Origin of the sequence: Marinobacter gudaonensis (assembly GCF_900115175.1) — a bacterium.
GTDB classification, from domain to species: Bacteria; Pseudomonadota; Gammaproteobacteria; order Pseudomonadales; family Oleiphilaceae; genus Marinobacter; species Marinobacter gudaonensis.
On the sequence record NZ_FOYV01000001.1, the window covers coordinates 2,188,537 to 2,212,455 of the forward strand.

Here is a 23,919-nt window from a genome sequence, read left to right on the forward strand (position 1 = left end):
AGGGCCAAAACGCAACCCGGTCTGCCGCTCCGGCGCGGGACTGCCCCGCTCAGCCGCCGGCCGCCAGCGCGGGCTTGGCGTCGGGCGCTGCCCTCGTGGTCGAGCCTTCAGCTCCGGCTATCCGGTACTGCGCGGCGTCGAACCGCCGGGTCTGCTGACGAAACTGCCAGGTAAAGCCTGGCCAGAGCGTGGTGTTCTTGCCGTTTTCATTCACATACCAGCTCTTGCAGCCGGTCTGCCACACCGAATCGCCCAGCTTGGCGTGAATCGACGCGTTGTACTGGCTCTGCGCGCCCTGCTTTACTTCCACGCTGGTCCACTGTTTGCCGTCCATCTGTTTCAGGGCATCCAGCACGTACTGGATCTGGCTTTCGATCATATACACCATGGAGCTGTGGCCCAGGCCCGTGTTTGGCCCCATCAGCATGAAGAAGTTCGGAAACCCGTGAATGGCGGTGCCTTTGTAGGCCTCGGCGCCGTCCTTCCAGGCGTCCAGCAGGTCCTGACCATTGCGCCCGAAAATCATACCGGCCGGGATCGGATCCTGGGCCTTGAAGCCGGTGCCATAGATGATGCAATCCACCTGACGCTTGTTGCCCTTGCCGTCGACAATCACGTTGCCTTGCACTTCCCGGATGCCGTCGGTCACCACATCCACGTGGTTCTGGGCCAGGGCTGGATAGTAATTGTTGGAAATCAGCACCCGCTTGCAGCCAAAGTGAAAATCGGGGGTGACTTTCCGGCGCAGCTCCTTGTCCTTGATCTGGCTGCGGATGTGGCGACGGGCCTGCAGCTCACCGATTTTGAGGATCCGCGGGTTGCCCACGAAGCCCAGCACCCGGGCCTCCAGGGTCCAGTAGATGCTCTGGCGCAGGGCGTTCAGTGATTGCGGAACCATCCGGAACAGACGCTTCTCCAAGGGGCGGATGGCCCGGTCCGGCTTGGGCATGATCCATGGCGGTGTGCGCTGGTACAGATCCAGCCGCGCCGCCTCCCTGGCCACCTCCGGTACAAACTGGATCGCCGAGGCACCGGTGCCGATCACCGCCACCCGCTTGCCGCGCAGATCGTAGTCGTGGTCCCAGTCCTGGGAGTGAAAGCGCTTGCCGGTAAAGCTCTCGATGCCCTTGATCTCGGGATAGGCGGGCGTGCTCAGACCGCCCATGCCGGACACCACAACATCAGCGCGGAGGCTGCCGAATTCGGGCAGCTCCGGATCCTCCCGGTCCAGCCGGTCTCCGGGCTTCAACCCGCGCGCCTGCATATAGCGCCAAAGCGCCGGGCTGTCACAGGTTTCCACCGTCCAGGTGCTAGAGGTCTCATCGTAACGGGCCCCCGCCACGTGGGTGTTCAGGCGGATGTGCGGCAGCAGCCCGTATTTCTCGGCGCAATGTTTCAGGTAAGCCTTGATCTCCGGCTGCTGGGCAAACATCCGGCTCCAGTTCGGGTTCTGTTCAAAGGAGAAGGAGTACAGCGCCGACTGCACGTCACAGGCGCACCCGGGGTAGTGGTTCTGGTGCCAGGTGCCGCCGATGTCGTCGCTCTGCTCCAGAATCACAAAATCGTGATAGCCGGCCTCCTTGAGTTTGATGGCCATACCGAGGCCGGAGAAGCCGGTGCCGATAATCGCGATTCGCTTAGTCTGTGTCATTGCTGCACTCCTGTGTTGGCCCGTGTGGCCTTGTCTGTTGTTGTGCGGTTGGTCATGATGACCGGTAGACACATGTATACACAGGGAAGTAGACAGACGTATACTGCAGTCCTGGAAGTTGGCCTCTAATACCATCACGATGGCCCAATCAGACCTGAGTCATGGACGCCAGGTACCTCTGCAGCGGGGGCAGGCTGGTTTGGGTAGTGCTTTCCAAAACACGCTCCTTGCGGCACGTCCCTGTGACGCTTGACTCTCGCCATCCATGGCGAGAGACAGTTTTGGAAAGCACTACCCAAACCAACCGTCAGTCCAAGTGCCATGCCGTCTCTTTGTTGCGGTATTCGCGGACGGCAATCAGAGAAGAGGATCGGAGCGGTCTGGTATCCCTCCCGAAAATGCTCGGAGCCATGGATGGCGGAGAGCAAGCGTACATGGACGTACTCGCAGCGGTTTTCGGGAGGGATACCAGACCGAGCCGCTCCCGAAGCTAGAGGTAACCGTGCATTCAATAACAGGCGGAAAACTCAAACTGATTCAGGCGGCGCTGCGGCTGATTACCGAGACCCGTAGCCTGACGTCTCTGGGATTGCGGGAGCTTGCCCGCGAGGCGGGTTTGAACCCGAATACGTTTTACCGGCATTTCAAAAGCCTGGACGAATTCGGTCTGCAGGTGCTGGGCTACATCGCCGAGGAGATGAAAACCGGGGTACGGGAATTGCGCCAGATGGCCGACACTTCTGAACAGGCCTCCCGGGATACCGTGGCGTTTGTCTACCGGTACTTCCTGGCCAACCCGGCGGCCACCACCGTAGCGGTGCGTGAGTTACATGGCCCATCGCCGGTACTGCGCCGCGCACTGGAGGCGCAGTTGGACGCCAGTGCCCGGGAAATGGCGGAAGACATTATTGATCGAAACCTGGTGAACGCGGTGCCGCCGGAAACCATCCACGAGATTTCCCGCATGACCATCCGGTACATACTGTTCCGCGCCCTGGATTACATCGAGAAGCCTGGTCAGAGGGCCGCCATACAGGTTGAAACCGAACATTTCATCAACCGGCAGTTCCGGGGCGCCCTGCTCGATGACCTGACGGAGTCCGACATTCTTGCCCTCAGGACCCAGAACCACGGATAGGCGGACCCCTGCCTTGATCGAAATCATTTTCGTTTAGGAAAACGCCTGCAAATCTGGTACCGTACGCACCTCAGTAAAAACCGAGATATCCTTTAAGTCGATCGTTCGGGAGGACGAACTTAACATGAAAATCGGTATCCCCAGGGAAATCTTCGAGGGAGAGCGTCGGGTAGCAGCCACCCCGCCCTCGGTCCATAAACTGATTGGCCTTGGTTACGACGTTGTCGTCGAGGGCGGGGCCGGCGAGCCTGCGAACTATTCCGATGCCGCCTACGAGAAAGTCGGTGCGTCCATTGCGGCCGACACCACCTCGTTGTGGCAGGAAGCGGACTTCATCCTGAAAGTCCGCGCGCCCATGGAAAACCCGGCGCTGGGTAAACACGAAGCCGACCTGATGAAGGAAGGCGCGTTTCTGGTCAGTTATATCTGGCCGGCCCAGAACCCGGAGCTGCTGGAAAAACTGGCGGGCCGGAACATCACGTCGTTTGCCATCGACAGCCTGCCGCGAATCAGCCGGGCGCAGAAGATGGACGCCCTCAGCGCCATGGCCAACATCGCCGGCTATCGGGCGGTGATTGAGGCGGCGAACCATTTTGGCCGCTTCTTTACCGGTCAGGTGACGGCCGCAGGCAAGGTGCCACCGGCGAAGATCATGGTGATCGGCGCTGGCGTCGCGGGCCTGGCCGCCATCGGCGCTGCCAACAGCATGGGTGCGGTGGTGCGCGCGTTCGATACCCGTCTGGAAGTACGGGAACAGGTCGAGAGCATGGGCGCCCAGTTCCTGGTGCTGGACTTCGAGGGCGAAGACGGCAGCGGCACCGGCGGTTACGCCAAGCAGATGAGCGACGAGTTCATCAAGGCCGAGATGGAGTTGTTTGCCGAACAGGCGAAAGAGGTGGACATCATCATCACCACCGCCCTGATTCCTGGCAAGCCGGCGCCTAAGCTGATCACCGCCGACATGGTCAAATCCATGAAACCGGGCAGCGTGATTGTCGACCTGGCTTCCGAGCGTGGCGGCAACTGCGAACTGACCGAACCGGGCAAGGTGGCGCATCAGCACGGCGTCACCCTGATCGGCTACACCGACCTGCCCAGCCGCATGGCCAAGGTGGCCAGTGATCTGTACGCCACCAACCTGGTGCACCTGCTCACCGAACTGACGCCGGAGAAAGACGGCAAGCCGGTGGTCAACATGGAAGACGACGTGATCCGTGGCCTGACGGTGGTCCATGAGAAGGACATCACCTGGCCGCCACCCAAGCCGGAAGCTCCGGTCAGTCCCAAGCCGGCTCCGGGTACCGAGGAGCCGTCGGCTGAAGCCAAGGCCGCCGCCAAGAAAAAGGCGGACCAGCGCAGCGTGATCGGCAAGAGCGCACTGCTGGTGGTTACCGCGCTCGCGCTCTACGGCGTTGGCGCCTACGCGCCGGAAAGCTTCCTTCAGCACTTCACCGTGTTCGTGCTGTCCTGCTTTATCGGCTGGCAAGTGATCTGGAACGTAACTCCGTCCCTGCACACGCCCCTGATGAGCGTGACCAACGCGATCAGCGGCATCATCGTGATTGGCGCCATCCTGCACCTGGCCCAGGCCGGCAGTATTGCCGTGGGCGTCATGGCGTTCCTCGCGGTGCTTATCGCCAGCATCAACGTGGGGGGTGGCTTCCGGGTTACCCATCGCATGCTCAAAATGTTCCGCAAGTAGGAGACGCCCGACATGAGTACAGGATTGGTGAGCGTGGCCTACGTGGTCGCGAGTATTCTCTTTATTCTCAGCCTGGGCGGCCTCAGCCACCAGGAATCCGCTCGACGCGGTAATATCTACGGGGTTGCCGGCATCATCATTGCCGTTGGCGCAACCCTGGCCAGCGTGGATGGTGGCATTATTGCCATTCTGATTGCGGTCCTGCTCGGTGCCGGCCTTGGCACCATGATCGCCAACAAGGTGGAAATGACCCAGATGCCGCAGCTGGTCGCCCTGCTGCACAGCTTCGTGGGCCTGGCCGCGGTATTTGTCGGCTTTGCCGGCTATCTGGAGCCGCTCGTTGCCACCTCCGGTGCCGAGCACACCATCAAACTGGTGGAAGTGTTCGTAGGCATCTTTATCGGTGCCATCACCTTCACCGGTTCACTGGTGGCCTGCGGCAAGCTGGACGGCCGTATCGACAGCAAAGCCCTGACCCTGCCAGGACGCCACCTCATGAACCTGGCGGCGCTGGTGGTGTGCGTGGCACTGGGCGGCTGGTTCCTGAGCACTGACAGCACAGCGGTGGGCATCATCGCCCTGATCATCATGACGGCCATTGCGGCTGTGCTGGGTATTCATCTGATCATGGCCATCGGCGGTGCCGACATGCCGGTGGTGGTGTCCATGCTCAACAGCTACTCCGGCTGGGCTGCAGCGGCCATCGGCTTCATGCTCGGCAACGACCTGCTGATCGTCACCGGCGCCCTGGTGGGCTCAAGCGGTGCCATCCTCAGCTACATCATGTGCAAGGCCATGAACCGGTCGTTCATCAGCGTGATCCTCGGCGGTTTCGGCCAGACCAGCAGCAGCTCGGCTGCCGCTGACGGCGACCAGACCGTGCACGAATCCAGCGCCGATGAGGTGTGCGAGGAACTGCGCAACGCCTCATCCGTGATCATTGTGCCGGGCTATGGCATGGCAGTGGCACAGGCTCAGAACGGCGTCAGTGAGATGACCAAGATCCTCCGGGACAAGGGCGTGAACGTGCGCTTCGGCATCCACCCGGTCGCGGGCCGTCTGCCCGGTCACATGAACGTTCTGCTGGCGGAAGCCCATGTGCCCTATGACATCGTTCTGGAAATGGACGAGATCAACGATGACTTCCCCGACACCGACGTGGTGCTGGTCATAGGTGCCAACGACACGGTGAACCCGGCCGCCGCCGAAGACCCGGGCAGCCCCATTGCCGGCATGCCGGTACTGGAAGTGTGGAAAGCCCACCAGGTGGTGGTGCTCAAGCGCGGCATGGCCACCGGTTACTCCGGCGTCGAGAACCCGCTGTTCTTCAAGGACAACACGCGCATGTTGTTCGGCGATGCCAAGGACAGCATCGACAAGCTGGTCGGAGGCCTGCGGGGCTGATCTGATTCATCAGATGCCTGCCAACGGAAGCCATGCTCTGCCCCAGAGCATGGCTTCTTTGTTTCCGGAGGTTACTCTGTAGTGTTGTAAACGTAGGACGACACCGTGCCATCCTGGTTGAAGCGCACAACCAGATCGGTGGTTTCGGCGTCACCGAAGGCAGACCATTTGTACTTGCCGTAGGTCCAGGTGCGCTTGCCGTCCTCAATCCCGGTACGCCAGGGCTCACCGAACATCTCCTGGATATCCGCCCGGGTGGTTTCCCCGATCCGGATCTGGTCCACATTGTGGGTCGCAAAATCCTGTCCCACCGTGGCACAGCCCACCATGGCCGCCATGACCATGGCAACGGCCAACGTTCTGAACAAACCCTTGATTGTCATATCGATCCCTCTCAATGGGTGAATTTCGTCCATCTTAACGCGTCCTCTGGCGAACGCGATTACAAACACGACAGGATCTTCAGGCACAAAAAAGCCGCAGCCCCGAGGGAACTGCGGCAGGCCTTGATCGAAGGGACGATCAGTAAAGCTTGGCGAGGGACTTTTTGGCGAAGGAGCCCACTTCGTCCAGGCGCCCTTCCCTGACCTTGACCAGCCACTCGGGGTCCTGCAGCAGTGCACGGCCCACGGCGATCAGCTCGAACTCATGGTTGTTCATGCGCTCTACCAGTTCATCAATACCGGCCTTTTCCACGGCGTCCTTCTTGCTCGCAAAGGTGCCGCTGATAAAGTCTTCGGTCAGCCCGACGCTGCCCACCGACATCGTCGGCTTGCCGGAGAGCTTCTGGGTCCAGCCGGCGAGGTTCAGGTCCGAGCCGTCAAATTCGGGCTCCCAGAAACGACGGGTAGAGGCGTGGAAGATATCGACTCCGGCTTCCACCAGGGGCTTGAGGAAGCGCTCCAGCTCGTCCGGACTGTGCACCAGTCTCGCCTCGTAATCCTGCTGCTTCCACTGGGAGAACCGCAACATGATCGGGAAGTCCGGGCCCACGCGATGACGCACGGCCTCAACGATCTCAACAACAAAGCGCAGGCGATTCTCCAGGGAACCACCGTACTCGTCGTCCCGCTGGTTGGTACCTTCCCACAGGAACTGGTCCAGCAGGTAGCCGTGGGCACCGTGAATCTCGACACCGTCAAAACCCAGCGCCTTGGCGTCCTGGGCGGCATCGGCAAAGGCCGTCACCACATCCTCGATATCGTCCTTACTCATGGCCTTGCCGTTTGGCTTATCCGGTGCAAACAGGCCGGACGGGCTGTAGCCGGGCACGGCTGGATCCGGCGGCGTACCCTCCTTGCGCACCGCACCAACGTGCCAGAGCTGAGGGAAAATGGTGCCGCCGGCCTCGTGCACCGCGTCTACCACTTTCTTCCAGCCTTCCAGGGATTCGGCGCCGTGGAAAGCCGGAACGTTCGGGTAGCCATTGGCTGCCGGATGGTTCACCGTGGTGCCCTCGGTGATGATCAGGCCAACGCCGGCCTCGGCGCGGCGCCGGTAGTAGGCCACTACGTCCTCTCCGGGCACACCGTTGGGTGAGAAATTCCGGGTCATCGGGGCCATGGCCACGCGGTTCCGCAGCTTGAGGTTGTGAAGTTCAAAAGGTTCGAAAAGCGGGCCAAGATTGATGCTCATGGTAATGTGCAACCTCACTAATTTGGTTTCGTTAAGCAACCCTATTAAATCTGGTTTTAAAATGCAACCCTATTCGGTACACTGCCGGCATGGCCAGAAAACGTTTTGACGATTCCAACTGCTCCGTCGCCCGCGCCCTCAATGAAGTGGGGGACTGGTGGTCCCTGCTGATTGTGCTGCAGGCCATGTACGGAACCCGCCGCTTTGTCGATTTCCAGCAGGAGCTGGGTATCGCCAAGAACATCCTTTGTGATCGCCTGGGCCGCCTGGTGGACAACGACGTGCTGCGTAAGGTGGATGTGGGCGAACACGGCTCCCGCTTTGAATACCGCCTGACGGAGAAAGGTCGGGATCTGTTCCCGGTGGTCATCGCCCTGCGCCAGTGGGGTGACAAATGGAACCCCGCGCCCGATCAGCCACCGCTGGACCTGCGCGATCGCGCGACCGGCCGGCCCATTCATCCCGTTGAAGTCCGGAATGCCGATGGGCAGCCCCTGACCATCCGCGACGTGTTCGTGCCGGACGAAAGCCTGCCTGCCAGCAAAAAAACCTCAGCCTGACCATAGGTATCGGTCCCGGATCCGCTGTTTTTTTGAGTTGCATCAATCCCGTGTCTGAAGCCCGCCCAGCAGCCGGGCGGTCTTGAGCCATATCAAGTTTTCCTTTCCCGGCCGCCTTAACCTGTACTCATCAACGATTCAGGTTAAGGAGATAATGATGTCCCGCACAGTCAGACTTGGCGTTATTGCCGCCGCGATCATGGGCGCTGCACCCGCCGTTCAGGCCTACGAGGCCGGAGAACTCATTGGTCGTGCCGGTATTGCAGTGGTCGATCCGGATTCTTCCAGCGGCAATCTGAATTCCAATGCCCTGGGCGAGATTGATGGCGCGAGAGTCAGCGTGGGCTCCGACACCCAGCTGGGACTGACTCTCAGCTACATGCTGACAGACCAGCTGGCAGTGGGTGTGCTGGGCGCCACGCCGTTCAAGCACGACATCAAGGGCGACGGTTCGGTGCTGGGTGGTACTGGAAAGCTGGCGGAGACCAGACACCTGCCCCCCACCATCACGCTCCAGTACTTCCCGATGCCCAGTGCCAGCAAGCTGCAGCCTTATGCGGGCATTGGCGTGAACTACACCAACTTCTTTGAAGAGAAGACCACGCAGACGCTGACCAACACCTACGCCTCGCTGGCAGCCGGTGTGGATCGCACCGATATTGAACTGGACGACAGTTTCGGTGTCGCCGCCGAGCTCGGCCTCGACTACATGATCACCGAGAACGTGGGCATCAACGCCGCCGTCTGGTGGGTCGACATCGACACCGAAGCCACCATCAACGCCTACGCCGGTAACACCCGGGCCGACACCAGCACCATCGACGTGGATATCGACCCCTGGGTTTACATGGTGGGTGTGTCCTACCGCTTCTGATCCCCGTGCCCGCGGCAGTCTTTCATGGTCTGTGGACTGCCAGAGGTGCGTTCTCCTGTGCGGGGCCCTCCGGCCCCGCTTTTTTATCCCCGTAAAAAAAGCGGAGCCGAAGCTCCGCTTATCAGTCAGCCAGGCTGGCCGTCACGCGCTGATGCGCTGGGTTGACCGGCCGCGCTGGCCACCGCCGTTCTGGCTTCGACCACCGCTGCGTCCACCGGGCCGGGGACCAAAGCTCTTCGGTTTGCCACCGGGCCGGCCATTACCGCCGCCGTTACCACTGCGATTGCGGGCACGGCTCGGGTCGGCCTTGGCCTTGGGTTTCAGGGGCAGGTTGTTGGTGGGCTCGAAGCCCTCCACCTGGGTGCGCGGCAGCTGCTTCTTGATTAGCCGCTCGATTCCGGCCAGAAGCTTGCCCTCATCGGCGCTCACCAGTGAAAGTGCGTGGCCGCTCTCGCCAGCCCGGCCGGTACGACCAATGCGGTGCACGTAATCTTCCGCAACATTGGGCAGTTCGAAGTTCACTACCTGCGGCAGCTGCTTGATATCCAGGCCGCGGGCGGCGATATCGGTAGCCACCAGCACCCGGATCTCACCGGCCTTGAAGTCCGCCAGTGCCCGGGTTCGGGCGCCCTGGGACTTGTTGCCGTGAATCGCCGCGGCGGTGATGCCGTCCTTCTCCAGCTTCTGGGTCAGGCGGTTGGCGCCGTGTTTGGTGCGGGTAAACACCAGCACCTGATCCCAGCTGTTGTCCCGCACCAGCTTGCTTAGCAGCGCGGTCTTCTGGTTCTGATCCACCGGGTACACTGACTGCTTCACCTTCTCGGCGGTGGTGTTGCGCGCGGCGACTTCCACCTGCACCGGATTGTCCAGCAGGCCTTCGGCCAGGGTACGGATCTCGTTGGAGAAAGTCGCCGAGAACAGCAGGTTCTGCCGCTTGGTGGGCAGCAGCGCCAGGATCTTGCGAATGTCGCGGATAAAGCCCATGTCGAGCATACGGTCGGCTTCATCCAGCACCAGGATTTCCACTTCGTTGAAACGCACGGCGTTTTGCTGGTGCAGGTCGAGCAAACGCCCAGGTGTCGCCACCAGCACATCCAGCCCTTTGCGCAGTTTCATCATCTGGGGATTGATTTTCACGCCCCCGAAAACCACCGCAGAGCGGGTGGGAATGTACTTGCTATAGAGCGTGACGCTGTCGTGCACCTGGGCCGCCAGTTCACGGGTCGGGGTCAGGATCAGCGCGCGCGGTCCCTTGCCGGTGCGCGGGTTTTCACCCAGGCGCTGCAACAGGGGCAGGGTAAAGCCGGCAGTCTTGCCGGTGCCGGTCTGGGCAGCCGCCATCACGTCCTTTCCGGACAATACCGCCGGAATGGCCTGGGCCTGGATAGGAGACGGGGTTTCGTAACCCTGGTCGGCTGTGGCACGAACCAGCTGCTCGGACAAACCGAGTGAAGAAAAACTCATAGATATCAAACCTTGATTGTGCTGCCTCCACGAACACCGTGATAAGTGAATGCGGGCAGATACCATGAACAGTCATGGAATAAGAGACGACTACAGTCACGCGCCGTTAGCGGGGTGACGTCCTCTGACAGGTCGTATGGAAAGGTCGCAGGGGCCAAGGCCCTTAATTGCGGAATCCCTAGAGGCAGGATGCGAGCACGTTAACAGAGGCTTGGCCAATAAGCCATAGGTGATTGTGCCTCGGCAACAACAGCCGATGGGCCCGATCAGACTAATCCAAACTGACCAACGGTCAGTAACGACTAGGGAGGTACGTAAAAATACGTAGAATTCACGCAACCGGAAGACCCGATTGTTATGTTCCATTTCAGATTCCTTGCTGCTCTCACCCTGGCGCCCCTGATCCTTGCGGGCTGCAGCGACAATAACAGCCAGCAGTCAGCACAGACCACGCTTCAGCCGCCCTCGGAGACTGGCGTTCTGAAAGTTGCCACCCGTAATGGCTCCACCACCTACTATCTTGATCGACATGAAAACCCGATCGGCCCGGAACACGCCCTGATCAGTGCCTACGCCGAGGCAAGGGGCTGGGAGGTCGAGTGGACCATGCTGGATTCCACCAGCAACGTGCTCGATGCGCTGACGTCCGGCAATACTCACCTGGCAGCTGCCGGGCTGACGCACCTGCCCTCCCGGGATGAACGGTTTGCCCGGGGCCCGGCCCACACCGAGATCACCGAACAGCTGGTATGCCACCGGGACACCCGGCCCATGCCGCGAAAGCCGGAAGATCTGCCGGGCACAGACATTGTGGTGACGGCTGGCTCCAGCTACGTGGAAACCCTGAACGCCCTGAATGAACAGTACCCGGGCATCGGCTTCCAGGAAGACACCGACCGCACCACTGAGGTCATCCTTTCGGCGGTGGCGGAGCAGGATGTCGGCTGCACCGTGGCCGACTCCAACATCGTGCAGGTGATGCGGCGCCACTTCCCGCACCTTGAGGTGGCCATGACCCTCACCGATGGCCGCAACCTGGGCTGGTATCTGCCCGCAGGATCCACGGATCTGGCTGACGACGCCCGGGAATGGATGAACAGTCGCGACGGCGACGAGGCCCTCGCCGCGATGGAGGACCGTTACTACGCCTACATTGGCGACTTCGATTTTGTTGACCTCCGGGCCCTGAACCGTCGCATCGAGGACCGCTTGCCAGATTTTATCGATGAGTTCCGTGAAGCCGAGGCGAAAACCGGCATGCCCGCCGATCTCCTGGCTGCTCTTTCTTACCAGGAATCCCACTGGGACCCGGAGGCAAAATCACCCACGGGCGTTCGTGGCATCATGATGCTGACTCAACGGACCGCAGAGTCCCTCGGGGTCGACGACCGGCTGGACCCGGAGGCTGCCATTGACGGTGGCGCCAGGTACCTGGCCGACCGGCATCGCCGCCTGCCGGAGACCATTCCGGAGCCGGATCGGACCTTCCTGGCCCTGGCCAGCTATAACATTGGCCGTGGGCACCTGCTGGATGCACGGGAACTGGCCCGCAGTCTCGACAAGAACCCGGATTCCTGGAAAGACATGAGCGAGGTTTTACCCCTGAAGGCGGACAAGCGATACTACCCCAGTACCCGATACGGCTACGCCCGCGGCTATGAGCCCGTGCACTATGTGCAGCGCATCCGTAACTACCGGGACGTGATACGTTCCGCCTTCGAATAACTTACAGACCAATCACAAGGAGCGCGGCCCTGAGGGGCCGCACGCAGCCATGCACCAACGGATTCTGCTTTTCATCACCCTGCTGGCCTTTAGCGCCATTACTCCTCTGCACGCCCAGAACGCGCCCCTGAAGGTAGGCATTACCGAAGTACCGCCCTTTGTGATGCAGACCGAGGACGGTCGCTGGGAAGGCATCAGCATCGACCTCTGGAAAGAGGTGGCGGCCGGAATGGGCCGCGAGTACAAGTGGGTGCCCCTGAGTTTCAGGGAGCTCCTGGATGCCGCCGAAGCCGGCGAGATTGACGTCGCGGTTGGTGCACTCACCATGACCGCCGAACGCGAAAGCCGGTTCGACTTCAGTCACCCCTTCTATCAAACCGGACTGTCCATTGCCATACCGCCGGTGCCCGAGCAGGGGCTTCTGGCCAGCCTGAAGGCTCTGATCAGCTGGAAGTTCGTGAGCGTGATTCTGGCATTGGGCGCCCTGCTGCTGGCGGTCGGGTTCTTGCTCTGGCTGGTTGAACGCCGACGCAACCCGGAGCAGTTTGGCGGCTCCGCCGCCGAGGGCATTGGTGCCAGTTTCTGGTGGGCGGCAGTGACCATGACCACCGTGGGCTACGGCGACAAGGCGCCCACCACCTTCGCCGGGCGGGTCATTGCCCTGGTGTGGATGTTTGCCGGACTGATCATGGTGGCCAGCTTTACCGCCGCGATCACCTCATCCCTGACGGTGAGCAACCTGCGCAGCGGTATCGAGGGCGTGAGTGACCTGCCGGGCAAAGTGGTGGCCACCATCGGCCAGACCGCCAGCCAGCGTTATCTGGAAGAGCAGCGCATTCGCTATCAGACCTACCCGAACCTGACCACAGCGATGACGTCAGTGGCCGAGGGTGAAACCGACGCCATCGTCTACGACCGACCGCTGATGCAATACCGGAATCAGCAGCTAGGGCCCCAGCGCCTGAGCCTCCTGCCCGGCGTATTTGCCGAGCAGCTATACGCCCTGGCGCTGCCAGAAGGCAGCCCGCTGCGAGCACCGGTGTCCCAACAGATCCTCCGGGTGACCGAATCCGACGAGTGGTCGGCCATCAAGGCGGCCTATCTGGGCGCAGACTGACGCCAGCCCCGGGCGCCGGCCATCGGCGCCCGGGATCAGGCTCCGAACAGGGCCGAGCGCAGGGGTTTCAGAAACCCGCCTGTGTCACGGCTACTGGCGTGGGTGCGCTTGCCGTCGAACTCCAGATAACCGTCCTCGATCGGCTCAAAGCGCAGGATCTTCACATCCTCCAGATAATTCTGGGAGGATTTCCAGGGGCCATGGGTGCCCTGGCGGGGCAGCCGGTCCGCCGCGCGGCGAATGTAGCCAGAGTTGAGTGAACCCAGCACCGTTTCCTCGCCCCGGCTGTTCTCCAGGTCCCGGGCCACCACCTTACGGTAGCCCCGCTTGTCCATCAGGTTCATCAGCCGGCACAGGTACTCGGCGGCAATGTCCACCTTCAGGGTCCAGGAAATATTGGTGTAGCCGAAGATCATGCCGGCGTTGGGCACGCCTTCCACCATCACGTTTTTGTAGATGACCTTGTCTTTCATCACCACCTCCTGGCCGTCCACGGTCGGCTTGATGCCTCCCAGCATCTGGATCTCCAGACCGGTGGCGGGAATGATGATGTCGGCCGCAAGCTCCTCGCCCGATTTCAGGCGGATGCCGGTTTCGGTAAAGCGTTCGATATGGTCGGTGGCGATGGCGGCCTTGCCCGACTTGATCGCCTGGAAAAGGTCGCCGTCCTTGACCACGCACAGGCGCTGGTCCCACGGGTTGTAGTCTGGGGTGAAGTGCCGCATGTCGGCCTTGCCCTGGACCTGCCGCTTGATAATGCCCAGGAACAGTTTCCGCATGAACTGGGGGCTCTTGCGCGAGCGCTGGTACAGAAACCGTGAGATGGAAATGTTACGAGCCCGGGTCAGCCGGTAGGCGGCTTTTTCAGGCAGCACCTTCTGCAACGCCAGGGTGACCTTGTCCGTCGAGGGCAGTGGCATCAGATAGGTTGGCGAGCGCTGCAGCATGGTCACGTGGGCTGCTTTCTCGGCCATGGTCGGCACCAGGGTGATGGCGGTGGCGCCACTGCCGATGACCACCACCTTCTTGCTGGTGTAATCCAGATCCTCCGGCCAGTGCTGGGGATGCACAATCTGGCCGCGGAAATCGCTTTCACCCGGAAAATCAGGCTTATAGCCCTGGTCGTAGTTGTAATAGCCGGTACAGCCGACCATGAAGCTGGCGGTGTAGTGCTCAGTCTCTCCGGTGGCCTCGTTCAGGGCTGTGAGCTTCCAGCACTTGTCGGCGCTCGACCAGTCTGCACTCTTTACGGCCAGGCCATAGCGGATATGGCGCTCGACATCGTGTTCCCGGGCGGTTTCGGCCACGTAGTTTTTGATCGAGGCGCCGTCGGCCAGCACCTTGCCGCCGGTCCAGGGGCGGAAGTTGTAGCCAAAAGTGAACATGTCAGAATCCGAGCGAATACCCGGGTAACGGAACAGATCCCAGGTGCCGCCCAGGGACTGACGACGCTCCAGAATGGCAAAGGATTTGCCGGGACACTCACGCTTGAGGTGACACGCCATGCCGATGCCGGAAACGCCGGCGCCGATGATCAGAACATCGAAGTGCTGGTTACTCATACCTGTCCTCTGGAATAGCTGTCCGCTTTTTATCGTTGGTGGTGTGGAATCAAGATAGCCCAGTCGTGGCGGCACGGAAATTGGCCAGAACGGACACCGGCACCGGTTGTTTCAGCCAGTCGTTACCGGGCAGGGGCGTAGGGAGGAGGAGGATCACGGCGCCAGCCACCGGGCCCAGAATGACGGAATACCATCCATAGGGAAAAAAGCCAGATGACACAACCGGTCCTGATTCTGGGGGGCGCCTCCCTCGATACCATCATTCACCTGGCGCAGCTGCCCGAGCCACGCCCCCAGACCCTTTGGCCCCGGGAAAGCTACCAGTCCGTCGGCAGTACCGGTGCCGGCAAGAGCCTGAACCTGGCGGCGCTCGGCCAGCCCGTGGTGTTCCATACCCTGCTCGGCCAGGATCCGGAGGCTGGGCAGATTCGTGATGCCCTCCGCCACCGGAAAATCCACCTGCTGGCCGAGGAAACCCGGGCGCCAACCGAGCAGCACGTGAACCTGATGGCAGCAGACGGCAAACGCATTTCCCTGTTTATCCAACCGCCGCCAGAACCGGCCCTGATCAACTGGGCACCAGCACAGGAAGCACTGGCCCGATGTACCCTGGCCGTGGTCAATATCCTGGGTTACGTTCGCTCCGCCCTGCCCTGGCTGGTTGAGGCGGGCGTGCCAATCTGGACCGACCTGCACGATTACGACGGCCGCAATCCCTATCACGAACCGTTCATCGAGGCCGCGAATGCGGTGTTCCTGTCCAGCGACAACCTGCCGGACTATCGCAGCACCATGGAACAGCTGATCGAACGGGGTAAGGCATTTGTGGTCTGTACCCACGGATCGAAGGGCGCCACCTTGCTCACCGCAGGCGGGCAATGGCTCGAGCAGCCCGTGGTGCCCGTGGCCGAGGTGATCGACACCAACGGCGCGGGCGATGCGTTTTTCAGCGGTTTCCTGTACCGGTACCTGGCAGGCGCCGACTGGCCGGAGTGCCTGCGGGCGGCGGCCATCTGCGGGGCGCTGTGTGTGACCAGCCGGGCCCTGGCCTCCGAGTCGCTGAGCCCGGATCGACTCGGGTAGGGCCGTTTCAGTCCCCCGGTGAAAACTCCGGGTACTTTCTCTGCAGCCGGTACAGGCGGATGATGGTGATGATGTTCGTGACCAACACCATACCCTCCGCCAGGGTTCCGCCCACGGAGCCGATCACCAGGTTGTTCAGCATCCAGCACAGGGCCGCCAGCCCGAGCACGATGCGCAGGGGAATGCCGCGGAGCATGAACATGGCCACCGTGCCAAAGACGGCGGCGGCCAGGGGAAACAGGTCGGTGGGCGATTTCCAGGTGGCCCAGGCCACCACCAGGTTCACCGCCAGCATCGCCAGCATGATGGGCCAGTGACCCTGGAATTTCCGGGCCAGGGTAATGCGCACAATCACCAGCACGGTCAGGGCCGAGGCCGTCCAGCTCTCGAAGAACGCGAACATCAGGGCAAAGGCCACGTTGGCGGAGATCAACAGCACCATCAGCCGGTCGTCGTTCTTGTTGGCAAAGCCGGCGATACAGAACGCCAGCGCCACCAGGCCGCAGATCTGGCCCAGTGTTTCCGCCAGGGTCAGTTCCGTGAGCAGCTCAGTCATCGTTCACCGGTGTCGCGCGCCATTGCGGTAATCCCTTGTCCCTGTTTACGCTCCCAGCCTGCCACACTTGCCGATATTGAGCCACGAGGCCCCCAGAACTCACAGCAAGGACCCGACCATGAAAACCGTTTTCTCGCCCCTGCACAGCCGCCGCCATGTGAAAACCGAACTGGACGGCGGCCTGCTGATCGAGCCCCACGAGAAGCCCTCCCGGGCAGAAACCATCCTGGCGCGGGTCAAGGACCAGGCACTCGGGGAGGTCCTGGAGCCGGAGGAGTTCGGCCTTGAGCCGGTCAGGCGCGTGCACACCGCCGACTATGTGGCTTTTCTCGAGACCTGCTGGCAGGACTGGCAGGCGGCCGGCAAGCCGGGCGAGGCCATTCCCGCCGTGTGGGCCGGGCGTGGCATGCGCCACCGGCTACCCAAAGACATCGATGGCCGCCTCGGCTATTACAGCTTCGCCGCAGAAACCTCCATCTCCGACGGCACCTGGGAAGCCGCCCGGGCCTCTGCCAACGTTGCCCTCACCGCCCAGAAGCTGGTGGCCGGCGGCGAGCGCGCCGCCTTTGCCCTGTGCCGGCCCCCGGGCCATCACGCCCATGCCGACCTGTTCGGTGGCTACTGTTTCTTCAACAACGCGGCCATCGTTGCTCAGGCGTTTCGCGACCAGGGGTATGGCCGGGTGGCCGTACTGGATGTGGATTTTCACCACGGCAACGGCACTCAGGCGATCTTCTACCAGTGCAGCGATGTGCTGACCCTCAGCCTGCACGGCGACCCGGACCTTGTGTTTCCGCATTTTCTGGGCTTTGAGGACGAGACCGGCGAGGGCGACGGCGAGGGCTACAATCTGAACATCGTGTACCCGCCCAACACGCCCTACAGCGTCTGGAGCCAGGGCCTGGAAACCGCCTGTGAGCGAATCGCCGCGTTCCAGCCGGACGCTCTGGTGTTGGCCCTGGGCGTCGACACCTTCGAAGACGACCCGATTTCCTTCTTCAAGCTGACCTCCAGCGACTACCTGACCCTGGGCGAGCGCCTGGCCCGGCTAGGGCTACCCACAGTGTTCACCATGGAGGGCGGGTACGATGTCGACGCCATCGGTGTGAATGCGGTGAATGTGATGCAGGGGTTTGACCGGGCCGCCGGCTGACTCAGCCCTTGAAGCCCTTACCCAGAATATAGACTTCCCGGGACCGTGCCCGGGAGGAATCGGGCTTGCGCACCACCACCTTGTCGAACACGGCACGCACTGATTTCAGGTACTCGTCGTAGCCCTCGCCCTGGAACACCTTGGCGAGAAAGCTGCCCCTGGGCTTGAGCACCTGGCTGGCCATATCCAGGGCGAGCTCCACCAGGTACATGGAGGCCGCCTGGTCGGCCACGGTCACGCCGCTGATGTTCGGCGCCATATCGGAGATCACCACGTCTACCGGGTCGTCGCCGAGGGTGGCCATCAGGGCGTCGAACACGTCGTTCTCGGTAAAGTCGCCCTGGATGAATTCGACGCCGGCAATCGCATCCATGGGCAGGATGTCCGAGGCAACCACCCGGCCCTTGTGCCCCACCAGGTTGGCCGCCACCTGGGACCAGCCGCCGGGCGCCGAGCCCAGGTCCACCACCACCATACCAGGCTGGATCAACCGGTCTTTCTTGTTGATTTCCAGGAGCTTGTAGCTGGCGCGGGAGCGGTAGCCGTCCACCTGCGCCTGTTTCACGAAGGGGTCGTTGACGTGCTCTTCCAGCCAGCGGTTACTGCTTTTGGATCGGGCCATGGGGTCTCTTCAACTCGGGAATGCCAGAGCCCAATTGTACGTGGCGCGCCGGGAAGCGGCAAAATCCTGACAACCGGGCCGGCCACACGTACAATTCCGCCAGCGTCCGGTGATTTCTGCCACCGACCACGCCCACCCGACGGGAGACCGGCCCTGTGAACCTCGCAGACATCAAAAAGCTGCACCAGAAAAAGTACCGGCAGTCGTTCGGTCATTACCTGGTGGAGGGCGAGCACCTGATCCTGGAGCTGCAGAAAGCGGCGGCCCGGGAACCGGCGCTGGAGGCTTCGCAGCTGTACGTCACGGGCGCCCACGAGAACTGGCAAAGCCCGTTCAGGACACACGTGATTAACGATCGCCAGATGGCCCAGCTGGCCGACACCCGGACTCCCCAGGGCATTCTGGCAGTGGTGCCCATGCCCGAGCGCCCGGCCGCGCCGGTGCCCGGCGAGAAGGCCATTTACCTGCACGAAGTTCAGGATCCGGGCAATCTGGGCACCATTCTGCGCACCCTGGCCTGGTTCGGCGGTTTCCGGTGCCTGCTGAGCCCCGGCAGTGTGGACCCCTTCAATCCCAAGGTAGTGCGCGCGAGCATGGGCGCGCTGTTCCACGTGCCCCTGGAAACCGAGGTGGGCCTGTCAGACCTGGGCACCCGCTACCAGAGCCTTGCCTGCCTGGATCTCAACGGCGCCTCCACCACGGCCGGCGGCTTCCACCGTCACGACTGCTACCTGTTCGGCAACGAAGCCCGGGGCGTACCACGGGAGGTGCTGGACCAACTGCAGGCCGTGCCCTACAGCATTCACGGCCAGGGCCAGATTGAATCGCTGAATCTGGCGTCGGCGGTGAATATGTGCGCTTACGAATTAATGCGGGATCGTTAAGCTGCAAAGCTCACAATCTGAGCAGATTAGGCAATGGTTCTGGCGGATCCCGCCATTGCCTCCCGGGTGCGGATTGCCCAGGATCAGGAACTGATCAAAAGACCGGACCACGATTATGGAACGCTACCTCCAGCCCACCGACTTTTTCGACTTCGAGCACCCCGAGGTGCAAGCCTGGATGGAATCCCGGCTGGAAGGCGTGTCCGAAGACCCGGTAGAACAGATCAAAGCGCTCTACCTGGCGGTGCGCGACGGCATCAGTTACAACCCCTACGTGTTCCAGACCGACGCCCACACCTTCAGCGCCAGCTACGCGCTGAAAAGCGGCGAAACCTACTGCATTCCCAAGGCGGTACTGCTGGGCGCCGCCGCCCGCTCCCTGGGCATTCCCAGCCGGCTGGGCCTGGCCGATGTCCGCAACCATCTGTCCAGTCCCAAGCTGATCGAGTGGCTGCGCTCGGACATCTTCCGGATGCACGGCTACATCGAACTGTTCCTCAACGGCCAGTGGGTGAAAGCCACGCCGGCCTTCAACCGCCAGCTATGCGAGTTGATGAAAGTGGAACCGCTGGAATTTGATGGCGTGCACGACTCCATGTTCCAGGAATACACCGAGGAAGGTCAGGCCCACATGGAATACGTCAACGACCACGGTCTGTTCGACGATGTGCCCCACGATTTCATCGTCTCGGGGGTGCGAGCGGCCTATGGCCACCTGTTCAACGACCAAGAAGTCCGGAACAGCGGCCACCGCACCCTGGAGCAGGAAATTCCGGGGTCTTGAGGGCTTTTTGGGGGATCGAGGGCTCTTTTCGGCGCTAGAAATCCAGATACAGGCTTCCAGCCAGTTGCCGGTATACGCCGGCCTCTTTCAACGCCTTCAACCGGGCCGACAGGCTGTTCAGGAACTGCCGGTTGGCGTCGGTGTTGTGGCAGGTGAGGCGATCGTAACTTTCCAGCAGGGGCGCTTGCGGATCGTAGCTGAGGTTGTCCAGTAATGGTCGCACATCCGGCACCGCAGCAATCATGGCGTCAAATCTCTGATGCTCAAGCATGGCCAGGTTCTGGGCATCACTCTTGGACCAGATCACATTCAGATCCTGGTCCTCCAGAACCCTGTCCAGATAGACCTCGTGGCCAATCACCGCGCCCACGGTTTTATCCTCAAGCTGCGACAGGTCGCTCACTGGAGCCTGATCCCCGGGTGTAAACAGGAAGTAGATGAACTTGCCAAGCGGGAAACTCGCAATCACGGCGTCTTCGCCAAGCCGCCGCTTCAGGACGTCCGTGAAGGAATAAATACAGTCGGCGCCGCCCTCCTCGAACACCAGCATGGCCCGCTTGTAGGGATAGAAGCTTTCAGTCACCTCCACATCGAGCCCTTCGAGAGCCCGGTGCATGATCTTCTGATAGACACCGTCCCGATCGTCAGTCAGCAGGCTGGTGATGTCCGGGACCGCGATACGGACGACCGGTTCCGCCATCACAGTCGCGCTCAGAAGGCTGGCACTGAACAGGAGGATCTGGAGTGGGTAAAGGAGACCTTTCATGACTCGCTCATCGGTTCACAAGAACCTGCTAGTGACCATTCGCTATACAGGTTTCACAGTATGACGCTCTTGCTTTCACCGGGCCAGAAAAACCTTGTTAAATGTGTGGTTTTTACACGAAAAAGGCACCGGATTGCTCCGGTGCCCTGCTCTCTCATCAGGCGGCTGCTACGTCGGTTTACGCCGCTTCGTCTTCACTTTCTTCCACAGAGTTGCGGATCAGGAAATCGAAGGCGCTCAGCGCCGCCTTCGAGCCCTCACCCATTGAAATCACGATCTGCTTGTAGGGAACGGTGGTGGCATCACCGGCCGCGAACACTCCGGGAATGGAGGTCTCGTTGCGGTCGTTGACGATGATCTCGCCGTGCTGGCTCAGCTCAATGTCGCCCTTCAGCCATTCGGTGTTGGGCACCAGGCCGATCTGGACAAAGACCCCTTCCAGGGCAACGTGATGGGACTCACCGCTGTTGCGATCGGTGTAGTTCAGGCCGCTCACCTTGCCGTTCTCACCGGTGATCTCGGTGGTCTGGCCAGAGGTGATGATCTCCACGTTCTTCAGGCTGCGCAGCTTCTTCTGCAGCACCTCGTCGGCACGCATCTCGGCACCGAACTCGATCAGGGTCACGTGGCCGACAATACCGGCCAGGTCGATGGCCGCTTCCACGCCGGAGTTGCCGCCGCCAATCACCGCCACACGCTTGCCCTTGAACAACGGGCCGTCACAGTGCGGGCAGTAGGCCACGCCCTTGTTCCGGTATTCCGCCTCGCCGGGCACGCCCAGCTGACGCCAGCGGGCACCGGTGGACAGCACCAGGGTGCGGGCCTTGAGGGTCGCGCCGTTCTCCAGGCGAATCTGGTGCGGCTGACCCTTACGGTTTGCCGGAATCAGCTTCTCAGCGCGCTGCATGTTCATGATATCCACGTCGTATTCCTTGACGTGCTGCTCCATGGCCGCCACCAGTTTCGGGCCCTCGGTGTAAGGCACGGAAATCAGGTTCTCGATGCCCATGGTGTCTGCCACCTGGCCACCGAAACGCTCGGCGGCGATACCGGTGGAAATGCCTTTCCGGGCCGCATAGATGGCGGCCGAGGCGCCCGCCGGACCACCACCGATCACCAGCACCTCGAAGGTGTCTTTCTGGTTGATCTTCTCGGCATCCTTCTCGCTGGAGCTGGTGTCCAGCTTGGCCACGATTTCTTCCAGGGTCATCCTGCCCTGGCCCCAGGGTTCGCCGTTCATGTACACGCTGGGTACCGCCATGACTTCCCGCTGCTCCACTTCTTCCTGGAACAGGGCGCCGTCAATAGAGGTGTGTTTGATGTTGGGGTTCAGCACACTCATCAGGTTCAGGGCCTGGACCACGTCAGGGCAGTTCTGGCAGGACAGCGAAAAGTAGGTCTCGAACTCGAACTTGCCTTCCAGGGACTGGATCTGCTCAATCACGTCCTGGGATGCCTTGGACGGGTGGCCGCCCACTTGCAGCAGAGCCAGCACCAGCGATGTAAACTCGTGGCCCATGGGGATGCCGGCGAAGCGCACACCAATGTCGCTACCAACACGGTTGATGGCAAAGGAGGGACGACGCACGTCTTCGGCCTCTTCCGTGCGCAGGCTGATCTTCGAGGACATCGGCTCCAGCTCTTCCAGCAAGGCCCGCAATTCCTGAGACTTCTTGCTGTCGTCGTAGGCTGCCACCAGCTCGATGGGCTGCTGCAGCTTGTCCATGTACGCCTTCAGTTGCTCCTTGATGTTGGCATCCAACATGTTCGCGCTTCTCCTTTATGTGTTAATACCAAGTATTTGAATTGAATAGGGGTTATCTATAAGTTGGCGCAACAATACGGCCTGTCAAAAAAAGGCTCAAATTAATTGCCACAAATGGATTAATAGGGCATCTCTATCTAGCTTGATCCAGCGTATCAGGCGCTTGACCAATAGCGCATATGCCCCCGCCGGCTGCCGCAGTATCATGGTGTCAGACTGACGCAACATCATTCTTCGGCACTCAGAATAGGCAACGCATGTTTCTAGACCGTTTCCACTCCGTCCAGGACGGACGCATCGTTATTTCAGCGCGCCAGGCCAGCCAGTTCGCCAAGGAGATCGCCGGGGATTTCAACCCCATCCACGATCCCGACGCCCGCCGCTTCTGCGTGCCGGGCGACCTGCTGTTCGCCCTGGTGCTGGCCCGCTACGGACTGTCGGAACACATGACTTTCCGGTTCCGCAGTCTGCTCGGGGAGAACGTGCCCCTGCACTTTGTGGAAACCGAGGGCGGCCTGGAAATCCGGGATGACGCCGACAAGGTATATATCGAAGTAGACCGCAGCGGCGCCACCACCCGGGATGAGAGCCTGATCGAGGACATCACCCGGGCCTATGTGTCGGCTTCCGGCAAGAACTTCCCGCACACCTTGAAACCATTGATGGAGTCGAACGGGGTGATGTTCAATCCCGACCGGCCCATGGTGATGTACGAGAGCATGAGCCTGGCCCTGGACAGCCTGGACCTGCCGTCTCCGGATCTCGAGCTGCATAACGCCAGTCTGGAGGCCGCCGGCAAGCGCGGCAACGTGCTCCTGGAATACCGGCTGAAGGCCGATGGCCAATCGGTGGGTGAGGTAACCAAGCGTCTGGTACTCAGTGGCCTCAGGCCCTACTGCCCGGATGCCATGGCCGAGGTGATCGAGGAGTTCTATCGTCTCAAGGCCCGCGGCGCTGACTATTTCAACAACGACAACAACGGAGACTAACGCAATGCCGATTCAGCCAGGTGATACCCTGCCCGATATCGAACTTCAGTTGATGGGCGCCAAAGGCCCGGAAAAGGTCCGCACCCGAGACCTTTTTGCCGGCAAAAAAGCCGTACTGTTTGCCGTCCCCGGCGCCTTCACCCCCACCTGCTCTGCGGCCCATCTGCCCGGGTTCGTGGTGAATGCTGACAAACTGCGCGCCAAAGGTGTGGATGCCATCGTCTGCACCTCAGTCAACGATGCCTTCGTGATGGACGCCTGGGGCAAGGCCCACAACGCCGAGGAGATCATCATGCTGGCCGATGGTCTGGGCGAGTTTGCCAAAACCCTGGACCTGACCCAGGATCGCACGGCCAACGGCATGGGTATTCGCAGCCAGCGCTACGCGATGATCGTGAACGACGGCAAGGTGGAGCTGCTACACGTGGATGCCCAGGGCCTGGATAAGACCAGTGCCGAGACCATCCTTGAGGCACTCCAGTAAG

22 protein-coding genes are annotated in these 23,919 nt (G+C 61.3%); 13 read left to right on the top strand and 9 right to left on the bottom strand.

Translation table 11 applies throughout. The features are described 5' to 3' along the window. Positions 1–49 precede the first annotated feature (49 nt). Positions 50–1,651, bottom strand: a complete 1,602-nt coding sequence (locus tag BM344_RS09945) for a flavin-containing monooxygenase (protein WP_091989028.1) — start codon at positions 1,649–1,651, stop codon at positions 50–52. 502 nt (positions 1,652–2,153) lie between these two features. Here BM344_RS09945 and BM344_RS09950 point away from each other — a divergent pair. The 3 genes from BM344_RS09950 (at position 2,154) to pntB (ending at position 5,895) form a co-directional block, all read left to right on the top strand. After that, entirely contained in the window at positions 2,154–2,789 is a 636-nt protein-coding gene (locus BM344_RS09950) for a TetR family transcriptional regulator (RefSeq protein WP_091989031.1), read from the top strand. Between the two features lie 124 nt (positions 2,790–2,913). Beyond that, positions 2,914–4,491 carry a Re/Si-specific NAD(P)(+) transhydrogenase subunit alpha gene (locus tag BM344_RS09955; RefSeq protein ID WP_091989035.1) on the top strand — a complete coding sequence of 526 codons (1,578 nt, stop codon included), beginning with the start codon at positions 2,914–2,916 and terminating at the stop codon, positions 4,489–4,491. Between the two features lie 12 nt (positions 4,492–4,503). Beyond that, positions 4,504–5,895, top strand: coding sequence for a Re/Si-specific NAD(P)(+) transhydrogenase subunit beta (gene pntB, locus BM344_RS09960; protein ID WP_091989038.1), 1,392 nt, complete (start codon positions 4,504–4,506; stop codon positions 5,893–5,895). A 71-nt stretch (positions 5,896–5,966) separates the two neighbouring features. Here the strand turns inward: pntB and bamE are convergent, their stop codons facing one another. Then, the gene (bamE, locus tag BM344_RS09965; protein ID WP_208603390.1) at positions 5,967–6,278 is read right to left on the bottom strand and encodes an outer membrane protein assembly factor BamE domain-containing protein; all 312 of its coding nucleotides are present in this window, start codon (positions 6,276–6,278) and stop codon (positions 5,967–5,969) included. 139 nt (positions 6,279–6,417) lie between these two features. Further along, positions 6,418–7,530, bottom strand: a complete 1,113-nt coding sequence (locus BM344_RS09970; RefSeq protein ID WP_091989041.1) for an NADH:flavin oxidoreductase — start codon at positions 7,528–7,530, stop codon at positions 6,418–6,420. Between the two features lie 89 nt (positions 7,531–7,619). Here BM344_RS09970 and BM344_RS09975 point away from each other — a divergent pair, with 89 nt between their 5' ends. Continuing rightward, positions 7,620–8,090, top strand: a complete 471-nt coding sequence (locus tag BM344_RS09975; RefSeq protein WP_091989046.1) for a winged helix-turn-helix transcriptional regulator — start codon at positions 7,620–7,622, stop codon at positions 8,088–8,090. 157 nt (positions 8,091–8,247) lie between these two features. Next, complete coding sequence (locus BM344_RS09980) at positions 8,248–8,964, top strand: OmpW/AlkL family protein (protein WP_091989049.1); 717 nt, start codon at positions 8,248–8,250, stop codon at positions 8,962–8,964. 141 nt (positions 8,965–9,105) lie between these two features. Here BM344_RS09980 and BM344_RS09985 read toward each other — a convergent pair whose 3' ends face one another. Next, complete coding sequence (locus BM344_RS09985) at positions 9,106–10,428, bottom strand: DEAD/DEAH box helicase (protein ID WP_091989052.1); 1,323 nt, start codon at positions 10,426–10,428, stop codon at positions 9,106–9,108. Positions 10,429–10,785: 357 nt separating this feature from the next. Between BM344_RS09985 and mltF the strand changes: the two genes are divergently transcribed. Further along, on the top strand, positions 10,786–12,153 hold the full coding sequence (gene mltF / locus BM344_RS09990; RefSeq protein WP_091989055.1) for a membrane-bound lytic murein transglycosylase MltF: 1,368 nt from the start codon (positions 10,786–10,788) through the stop codon (positions 12,151–12,153). Between the two features lie 49 nt (positions 12,154–12,202). Further along, complete coding sequence (locus tag BM344_RS09995; RefSeq protein WP_091989059.1) at positions 12,203–13,270, top strand: transporter substrate-binding domain-containing protein; 1,068 nt, start codon at positions 12,203–12,205, stop codon at positions 13,268–13,270. 35 nt (positions 13,271–13,305) lie between these two features. Here the strand turns inward: BM344_RS09995 and BM344_RS10000 are convergent, their stop codons facing one another. Beyond that, positions 13,306–14,832, bottom strand: a complete 1,527-nt coding sequence (locus BM344_RS10000; protein WP_091989062.1) for a flavin-containing monooxygenase — start codon at positions 14,830–14,832, stop codon at positions 13,306–13,308. A 213-nt stretch (positions 14,833–15,045) separates the two neighbouring features. Between BM344_RS10000 and BM344_RS10005 the strand changes: the two genes are divergently transcribed. Continuing rightward, positions 15,046–15,915 (top strand): carbohydrate kinase family protein, encoded by an 870-nt coding sequence (locus tag BM344_RS10005; RefSeq protein ID WP_091989064.1) that lies wholly within the window; start codon positions 15,046–15,048, stop codon positions 15,913–15,915. 7 nt (positions 15,916–15,922) lie between these two features. Here BM344_RS10005 and BM344_RS10010 read toward each other — a convergent pair whose 3' ends face one another. After that, positions 15,923–16,471 carry a YgjV family protein gene (locus tag BM344_RS10010; protein WP_091989067.1) on the bottom strand — a complete coding sequence of 183 codons (549 nt, stop codon included), beginning with the start codon at positions 16,469–16,471 and terminating at the stop codon, positions 15,923–15,925. Positions 16,472–16,589: 118 nt separating this feature from the next. Between BM344_RS10010 and BM344_RS10015 the strand changes: the two genes are divergently transcribed. Continuing rightward, on the top strand, positions 16,590–17,624 hold the full coding sequence (locus BM344_RS10015) for a histone deacetylase family protein (RefSeq protein WP_091989070.1): 1,035 nt from the start codon (positions 16,590–16,592) through the stop codon (positions 17,622–17,624). A gap of 1 nt (position 17,625) precedes the next feature. Here the strand turns inward: BM344_RS10015 and rlmE are convergent, their stop codons facing one another. After that, the gene (gene rlmE, locus BM344_RS10020) at positions 17,626–18,246 is read right to left on the bottom strand and encodes a 23S rRNA (uridine(2552)-2'-O)-methyltransferase RlmE (RefSeq protein ID WP_091989073.1); all 621 of its coding nucleotides are present in this window, start codon (positions 18,244–18,246) and stop codon (positions 17,626–17,628) included. 155 nt (positions 18,247–18,401) lie between these two features. Between rlmE and BM344_RS10025 the strand changes: the two genes are divergently transcribed. Both BM344_RS10025 and BM344_RS10030 read left to right on the top strand, forming a co-directional pair. Beyond that, positions 18,402–19,130 (top strand): TrmH family RNA methyltransferase, encoded by a 729-nt coding sequence (locus tag BM344_RS10025; protein ID WP_091989076.1) that lies wholly within the window; start codon positions 18,402–18,404, stop codon positions 19,128–19,130. Between the two features lie 115 nt (positions 19,131–19,245). Next, positions 19,246–19,914, top strand: a complete 669-nt coding sequence (locus BM344_RS10030; protein ID WP_091989079.1) for a transglutaminase-like domain-containing protein — start codon at positions 19,246–19,248, stop codon at positions 19,912–19,914. Positions 19,915–19,948: 34 nt separating this feature from the next. Here BM344_RS10030 and BM344_RS10035 read toward each other — a convergent pair whose 3' ends face one another. Continuing rightward, a complete protein-coding gene (locus tag BM344_RS10035) occupies positions 19,949–20,680 on the bottom strand; it encodes a type 2 periplasmic-binding domain-containing protein (RefSeq protein ID WP_091989082.1) in 732 nt (243 codons plus the stop codon). 178 nt (positions 20,681–20,858) lie between these two features. Next, positions 20,859–22,445, bottom strand: a complete 1,587-nt coding sequence (ahpF, locus tag BM344_RS10040) for an alkyl hydroperoxide reductase subunit F (RefSeq protein WP_091989085.1) — start codon at positions 22,443–22,445, stop codon at positions 20,859–20,861. A gap of 257 nt (positions 22,446–22,702) precedes the next feature. On the opposite strand from ahpF, the gene BM344_RS10045 reads away from it, so the two are divergent. After that, entirely contained in the window at positions 22,703–23,434 is a 732-nt protein-coding gene (locus BM344_RS10045) for a DUF3581 domain-containing protein (protein ID WP_091989088.1), read from the top strand. Positions 23,435–23,438: 4 nt separating this feature from the next. Beyond that, positions 23,439–23,918, top strand: a complete 480-nt coding sequence (locus tag BM344_RS10050) for a peroxiredoxin (RefSeq protein WP_091989091.1) — start codon at positions 23,439–23,441, stop codon at positions 23,916–23,918. Position 23,919 lies beyond the last annotated feature (1 nt).

Bases quoted from the DNA above. Each gene is read 5' to 3' on its own strand.
- BM344_RS09945 (WP_091989028.1), bottom strand. From the start codon at position 1,651: ATGACACAGACTAAGCGAATCGCGATTATCGGCACCGGCTTCTCCGGC.
- BM344_RS09955 (WP_091989035.1), top strand. From the start codon at position 2,914: ATGAAAATCGGTATCCCCAGGGAAATCTTCGAGGGAGAGCGTCGGGTA.
- pntB (WP_091989038.1), top strand. From the start codon at position 4,504: ATGAGTACAGGATTGGTGAGCGTGGCCTACGTGGTCGCGAGTATTCTC.
- bamE (WP_208603390.1), bottom strand. From the start codon at position 6,278: ATGACAATCAAGGGTTTGTTCAGAACGTTGGCCGTTGCCATGGTCATG.
- BM344_RS09970 (WP_091989041.1), bottom strand. From the start codon at position 7,530: ATGAGCATCAATCTTGGCCCGCTTTTCGAACCTTTTGAACTTCACAAC.
- BM344_RS09975 (WP_091989046.1), top strand. From the start codon at position 7,620: ATGGCCAGAAAACGTTTTGACGATTCCAACTGCTCCGTCGCCCGCGCC.
- BM344_RS09980 (WP_091989049.1), top strand. From the start codon at position 8,248: ATGTCCCGCACAGTCAGACTTGGCGTTATTGCCGCCGCGATCATGGGC.
- BM344_RS09985 (WP_091989052.1), bottom strand. From the start codon at position 10,428: ATGAGTTTTTCTTCACTCGGTTTGTCCGAGCAGCTGGTTCGTGCCACA.
- mltF (WP_091989055.1), top strand. From the start codon at position 10,786: ATGTTCCATTTCAGATTCCTTGCTGCTCTCACCCTGGCGCCCCTGATC.
- BM344_RS09995 (WP_091989059.1), top strand. From the start codon at position 12,203: ATGCACCAACGGATTCTGCTTTTCATCACCCTGCTGGCCTTTAGCGCC.
- BM344_RS10000 (WP_091989062.1), bottom strand. From the start codon at position 14,832: ATGAGTAACCAGCACTTCGATGTTCTGATCATCGGCGCCGGCGTTTCC.
- BM344_RS10005 (WP_091989064.1), top strand. From the start codon at position 15,046: ATGACACAACCGGTCCTGATTCTGGGGGGCGCCTCCCTCGATACCATC.
- BM344_RS10010 (WP_091989067.1), bottom strand. From the start codon at position 16,471: ATGACTGAGCTGCTCACGGAACTGACCCTGGCGGAAACACTGGGCCAG.
- BM344_RS10015 (WP_091989070.1), top strand. From the start codon at position 16,590: ATGAAAACCGTTTTCTCGCCCCTGCACAGCCGCCGCCATGTGAAAACC.
- rlmE (WP_091989073.1), bottom strand. From the start codon at position 18,246: ATGGCCCGATCCAAAAGCAGTAACCGCTGGCTGGAAGAGCACGTCAAC.
- BM344_RS10030 (WP_091989079.1), top strand. From the start codon at position 19,246: ATGGAACGCTACCTCCAGCCCACCGACTTTTTCGACTTCGAGCACCCC.
- BM344_RS10035 (WP_091989082.1), bottom strand. From the start codon at position 20,680: ATGAAAGGTCTCCTTTACCCACTCCAGATCCTCCTGTTCAGTGCCAGC.
- ahpF (WP_091989085.1), bottom strand. From the start codon at position 22,445: ATGTTGGATGCCAACATCAAGGAGCAACTGAAGGCGTACATGGACAAG.
- BM344_RS10045 (WP_091989088.1), top strand. From the start codon at position 22,703: ATGTTTCTAGACCGTTTCCACTCCGTCCAGGACGGACGCATCGTTATT.
- BM344_RS10050 (WP_091989091.1), top strand. From the start codon at position 23,439: ATGCCGATTCAGCCAGGTGATACCCTGCCCGATATCGAACTTCAGTTG.